The sequence below is a fragment of the Streptococcus infantis genome (assembly GCF_019929575.1).
Lineage (GTDB): Bacteria > Bacillota > Bacilli > Lactobacillales > Streptococcaceae > Streptococcus > Streptococcus infantis_L.
In genome coordinates, this window is sequence record NZ_JAHZPU010000048.1 from 1 (window position 1) to 4,746 (window position 4,746).

A 4,746-nucleotide genomic window follows, 5' to 3' on the forward strand; every position below is an offset into this window, starting at 1 on the left:
AAAGGACTTAGTCCTGTGCAGTACAGAACTAAATCCTTTCAATAATTATTTGTCTAACTTTTTGGGGTCAGTACAAAAGAGAAGGGAGATTTTCTTATGTTATTAGGACGAAAAAGAATTATTCTTCGTCTTTTTTAAAGATGTTTTTTACGCCAGATACTGCACCTTCGACAGCTTCTTTTGCATCTTCAGCAACTTCTTTAGCTTTTGAAGCTACCTTTTCTGCAGCTCCTTCTGCTTGAGTTTTTGTATCGCCAGTTAGTTTACCAAAACCTTCTTTAACAGAACCTTTAGCTTGGTTGAATTTTTCTTCGATTGACATGGGGGATACCTCCGTTAATTTTTTGTATTATCTAAATTACATTAGATATTAATTTAAGTATATACCCTTTTATACTAAAAAGCAAAAAACTGATACGAAAAGCATCAGTTTATTTTTTTAATAGGTTACAACATTCAATTGACCTTTATCATATTCAGCGATAAAGATATTTGAGACTTCTTCGAAACCTTTTTCTTTCAATTTCTCAGTTAGCCATTCCTCGGATTTGCCAATGGTTTCTAAGATTTCAACTTGGACAACACCATCTGTAATCACTGGGTACTTAGGATTTTCGTCACCCATTCTTACGACAATCAGCTGTCCGTTTTGCTCAATCACAGCTCTCTTGACATCCTTCAATTGGAAAATTCCTTGAGCGCGCAATTTCAGAGCAACATCAGCTGCAGCTAGACCTTTTGAACGACAGGCTTCAGGATCTAATGTTCCATTTTTTATGATAATAGTTGGTTTCCCGTCAATTAAGTGTTTGAAAAAGGAAATATTGGTATTCAACCATTTAAGGAGCAGGATGAGAATAGTCCAGATGATAAGGATAACAATGTATTGGATGATGGTGATAGAACTATTGTAGATAACCCCACCGATAATACCCCCGAGAACAAAGTTCTGGATTTGATCTACTGCAGAACTTGGTGCTAAATTTCCTTTACCTGTTACGTTAATAACAAAAACAAGAGAAAGTAGCCCCAAGGCTAATTTAATTGCAATCGTAGCAAAAAAGCTTATCATTTTTCAACCTCCACGAGTTCAACATCTGATTTATAGAGTTCCATTTTTTCTAATAAATAGCTATCTTGGTCAGTCCCGCTAATGGCACGATAAAAATTGTTGCCAACCTTAATAATCGCCCCATCAGTCACTGCTGATGTGTTGACATAAACATTTTTCTTATCAACACCTAACTCTTTTGATACAATTTCGATGAAGTGCAAGGAACTACGAAATTGATTATCATTGGATTGGTTGTTTTGAAGATTCGTAATGCTAATCAATACAAAAGCAATTAACGTCAAAATAGAAATGAGCGATAATTCACGGAACTTACTCCCTCTTTTATCTTTGAAAGCCTTAAATGCAAAGAATCCAGTCACAATCACTAAGAGCGTCGACACAATAATCATGACCCAATCCTGTTGACTGATTTGGCTTAGAACATAGTCGTATGAATAGAATTTCATAAGAACCTCCCTTTTTCAAATTCAATCTATTATAAACTAATTCCTAAGTTTTAGCAATTTTGTTAGTAGAGGAAAAAGCATTTAATTGTTGTTTCCTACTTAAGGTAGGTTTTTTATGATTTGACTTAGCCTCCCGTCTTGACTTTCGTTTGGCTTTTGTTATAATAGTAAAAATTTAGAGGAGGTATTCTATGATTCAAAAACATGCTATTCCTATTTTAGAGTTTGACGATAATCCTCAGGCAGTCATCATGCCGAATCACGAAGGCTTGGATTTACAGTTACCAAAGAAGTGCATCTATGCATTTTTGGAAGAAGAGATTGACCGCTATGCTCAGGAAGTAGAAGCAGATTGCGTAGGGGAGTTTGTTTCTGCCACTAAGACCTACCCGGTTTATGTCATGGACTACAAAGGTGAAAAAGTGTGTCTTGCCCAAGCGCCTGTCGGTTCCGCTCCAGCGGCCCAGTTTATGGATTGGTTGATTGGCTATGGTGTGGAGCAAATCATTTCCACTGGTACTTGTGGAGTCCTAGCCGATATAGAGGAAAATGCCTTTCTCGTCCCTGTTCGCGCTCTGCGAGATGAGGGGGCCAGCTACCACTATGTAGCGCCTTCTCGTTATATGGAGATGCAGATTGAGGCTATCTCTGCCATTGAGCAAGTCTTGGAACAACTAGGCATTCCTTACGAGGAGGTCATGACTTGGTCGACAGATGGTTTTTACCGAGAAACGGCTGAAAAAGTTGCCTATCGTAAGGAAGAAGGCTGTGCAGTTGTGGAGATGGAGTGTGCAGCTCTTGCAGCAGTTGCCCAGCTTCGAGGAGTCGTTTGGGGACAACTTCTATTTACAGCCGACTCTCTAGCGGATTTAGAAAATTATGATAGCCGCGATTGGGGTTCAGAAGCTTTTGACAAGGCCTTAGAACTCTGTCTTGAAATCGTTAGTCATATGTGACTGCTTTAATTGTTTTTATGGTACAATGTAACTATGTTATTCAAATCATTTTCGGAAAAAATAAACACGACCTTGGGGCGTTTATCACCTGCTCGGCGAATCTTTTTAAGCTTTGCTTTGGTTATTTTTCTAGGTTCCCTCCTGTTGAGTTTACCACTCGTACAAGCTCCAACATCTCATGCCGGTTATTTTGATCATTTGTTTACAGCTGTATCCATGGTCTGTGTGACAGGACTATTTACCTTGCCTGTCGCTTCGACCTACAATGTTTGGGGGCAGTTGATTTGTATGGTCTTGATTCAGATTGGTGGTTTGGGGCTCATGACCTTTATAGGGGTCTTCTATATTCAAAGCAAGCAAAAGATGAGTCTTCGAGGTCGTGAAACGATTCTGGAGAGTTTTAGTTTTGAAGAAACTCAGTCTTTGAAGGATTTTCTACGTTCCATCTTTTTTACAACTTTTTTAGTAGAAGGTTTAGGAGCCTTTCTGCTGAGTTTTCGTTTTATCCCCGAGTTTGGCTGGGGGCGAGGTATTTTAACGTCTATCTTTTTGGCAATTTCAGCTTTTTGTAATGCTGGATTTGATAATTTTGGAAGTACGAGTTTGCTAGCCTTTCAGACAGATCCTTTGGTTAATCTAGTGATTGCTGGCTTGATTATTACAGGCGGTCTAGGTTTCATGGTCTGGTTTGATCTAGCCACTCAATTGGGAAAGAAGAAAAAACGCCGTCTTCGTTTCCATACTAAGCTAGTTCTCTTCTTAACAGCGGGGATTTTATTTGCTGGAACAGTTTCAACCCTCTTGATAGAGTGGAATAATTCGGGAACGATTGGCAATCTCAGCTTTCCTGATAAATTGCTGGTTAGTTTCTTCCAAACTGTCAGCATGAGAACAGCAGGTTTTGCTTCTATTGATTACACCCAGGCTCGGCCTGTTACTTTACTGATCTATATCTTACAGATGTTTCTCGGTGGAGCACCTGGAGGAACCGCAGGAGGACTTAAAATCACGACCTTCTTTGTTTTGTTGGTATTCGCACGCAGTGAGTTTTTAGGGTTACCTCATGCCAATGTAGCACAGAGAACGATTGAACCTCGGACAGTCCAAAAATCATTCAGTGTCTTCATTATTTTCTTATTGACTTTTCTGGTTGGCTTGATTTTACTAGGAATAACAGCAGAAGGGAATCCGAAATTTATCTACTTGATGTTTGAAACTATTTCTGCGCTTGCTACCGTTGGAGTAACAGCGAACTTGACACCAGAATTAGGTAAGATAGCACTTAGCGTTGTCATGTTATTGATGTTTATAGGACGAATCGGACCGTTGACGCTATTAGTTAGCTTGGCTGAGTATCGTCCAGACAAGAAAGATATGATCCACTATATGAAAGCAGATATTACTATAGGATAGGAAAGGATAAACTATGTCAGATCGGACAATCGGAATTTTAGGTTTGGGTATTTTTGGGAGTAGTGTTCTGGCTGCTCTCGCTAAGCATGATGTAAATATCATAGCCATTGACGACCATGAGGAACGGATCAATCAATTTGAACTGGTCTTGGCGCGTGGCGTTGTTGGTGACATCACAGATGAGGACCTCTTGCTATCAGCCGGGATTGATACCTGCGATACCGTAGTCGTCGCAACGGGTGAAAATCTAGAGTCCAGTGTTCTTGCAGTCATGCATTGCAAGAGTCTGGGTGTACCGACTGTTATCGCTAAGGTCAAAAGTCATACAGCAAAAAAAGTCCTTGAAAAAATAGGTGCAGACTCAGTCATTTCACCAGAGTATGAGATGGGTCGTTCGTTGGCACAGACAATTCTCTTTAATAACAGTGTAGATGTCTTTCAGTTGGACAAGAATGTCTCAATTGTCGAAATGAAAGTTCCTGTATCTTGGGTAGGGCAAAGTCTTAGTCAATTGGATCTTCGAGGACGGTACAATCTCAATATCCTCGGTTTTCGTGACTACGAAAATGCTCCCTTAGATGTACAGTTTGGACCAAATGACTTACTAAGATCGGATACCTATATCATGGCGGTGATTAATAACCAATATTTGGATACCCTAGCAAGCCTCAGTGAGTAGAAGAGGAATGACTATTCTTTTTTTCAATGACTATTGAGTCAATATAAGTATTTTATAAGAGGGATTTAAGAAAAATTTTAACTTTTTCTTAATCCTTTTTAATTCCCCAATTGTCAAGTCAAGTGCAACAAAGTTGTTCCTCTGATTAAGCGAGTATCTTTCAAGCTGTTTGAGCTG

Annotated in this window: 6 protein-coding genes; 3 read left to right on the forward strand and 3 right to left on the reverse strand. The window is 39.4% G+C overall.

Going from position 1 to position 4,746, the window contains the following annotated elements:
* Positions 1-118: 118 nt before the first annotated feature.
* The 3 genes from K1I67_RS09360 to K1I67_RS09370 form a co-directional block, all read right to left on the reverse strand.
* Positions 119-322, reverse strand: coding sequence for a CsbD family protein (locus tag K1I67_RS09360; RefSeq protein ID WP_075227765.1), 204 nt, complete (start codon positions 320-322; stop codon positions 119-121).
* Positions 323-439: 117 nt separating this feature from the next.
* Entirely contained in the window at positions 440-1,072 is a 633-nt protein-coding gene (locus tag K1I67_RS09365) for a DUF421 domain-containing protein (protein WP_045613067.1), read from the reverse strand.
* Positions 1,069-1,521, reverse strand: a complete 453-nt coding sequence (locus K1I67_RS09370) for a DUF3290 family protein (RefSeq protein WP_006154032.1) — start codon at positions 1,519-1,521, stop codon at positions 1,069-1,071. The genes K1I67_RS09365 and K1I67_RS09370 overlap by 4 nt, the downstream gene beginning before the upstream one ends.
* A gap of 191 nt (positions 1,522-1,712) precedes the next feature.
* On the opposite strand from K1I67_RS09370, the gene K1I67_RS09375 reads away from it, so the two are divergent.
* Genes K1I67_RS09375 through K1I67_RS09385 form a run of 3 tightly spaced genes read left to right on the forward strand, consistent with a single transcriptional unit; the run spans position 1,713 to position 4,569 of the window.
* Positions 1,713-2,477: a nucleoside phosphorylase gene (locus K1I67_RS09375; protein ID WP_045613070.1), complete on the forward strand. Its 765-nt coding sequence runs from the start codon at positions 1,713-1,715 to the stop codon at positions 2,475-2,477.
* Positions 2,478-2,510: 33 nt separating this feature from the next.
* The gene (locus K1I67_RS09380) at positions 2,511-3,890 is read left to right on the forward strand and encodes a TrkH family potassium uptake protein (protein WP_223339718.1); all 1,380 of its coding nucleotides are present in this window, start codon (positions 2,511-2,513) and stop codon (positions 3,888-3,890) included.
* A gap of 13 nt (positions 3,891-3,903) precedes the next feature.
* A complete protein-coding gene (locus K1I67_RS09385) occupies positions 3,904-4,569 on the forward strand; it encodes a potassium channel family protein (RefSeq protein ID WP_223339719.1) in 666 nt (221 codons plus the stop codon).
* Positions 4,570-4,746 lie beyond the last annotated feature (177 nt).

Coding starts and splice junctions, on each gene's coding strand:
- K1I67_RS09380 (WP_223339718.1), top strand. CDS start 2,511: ATGTTATTCAAATCATTTTCGGAAAAAATAAACACGACCTTGGGGCGT.
- K1I67_RS09375 (WP_045613070.1), top strand. CDS start 1,713: ATGATTCAAAAACATGCTATTCCTATTTTAGAGTTTGACGATAATCCT.
- K1I67_RS09370 (WP_006154032.1), bottom strand. CDS start 1,521: ATGAAATTCTATTCATACGACTATGTTCTAAGCCAAATCAGTCAACAG.
- K1I67_RS09365 (WP_045613067.1), bottom strand. CDS start 1,072: ATGATAAGCTTTTTTGCTACGATTGCAATTAAATTAGCCTTGGGGCTA.
- K1I67_RS09385 (WP_223339719.1), top strand. CDS start 3,904: ATGTCAGATCGGACAATCGGAATTTTAGGTTTGGGTATTTTTGGGAGT.
- K1I67_RS09360 (WP_075227765.1), bottom strand. CDS start 322: ATGTCAATCGAAGAAAAATTCAACCAAGCTAAAGGTTCTGTTAAAGAA.